Consider the following 502-nt stretch of genomic DNA (forward strand, 5'->3'; position numbering starts at 1 on the left):
GACTCATCAACACGATGGTGTTCACACACATTCCGTCCAGCATCGCCCTGATGCTGGCGGCGCTTGCGCCGACGCTCCCTCTGGCCCTCGCCCTGCTGCTGATCCGTGCCGCGCTTTCGCAGATGGACGTCCCGACGCGCTCATCTTACGTCATGGCGGTCGTCACGGAGGCGGAGCGGGCAGCCGCCGCGAGCTTCACATCGGTACCGCGCAGTTTGGCTGCCGCAGCCAGTCCCGCCCTGGCGGGCGCTCTGTTCGCTGCCTCGTTCCGGGCTTGGCCCCTGATCATCTGCGGTGCACTGAAGATCGCTTACGATCTGCTGCTGCTGATGCAGTTTCGGCACCTCAAGCCGCCGGAGGAACGGTGATGCAGCCGCCGGTTTGGGGTGTTTGACCAGGATGGGTCAATCGCGAAGGAAAACGTTGGAAAGTTGTCGATCACTTCCGGCTGTCGCGGAGCGTGAAATGTCGCCTCGCTTCCTCGTGACATTGTCTGCCGCAC

Annotated in this window: 1 pseudogene; it reads left to right on the forward strand. The window is 63.3% G+C overall.

The features are described from left to right. A pseudogene (locus NKH59_RS33450) lies at positions 1 to 368 on the forward strand (MFS transporter); the annotation flags it as partial. Positions 369 to 502: the final 134 nt, after the last annotated feature.

Origin of the sequence: Mesorhizobium sp. M0998 (genome assembly GCF_040318885.1) — a bacterium.
Taxonomy (GTDB): domain Bacteria; phylum Pseudomonadota; class Alphaproteobacteria; order Rhizobiales; family Rhizobiaceae; genus Mesorhizobium.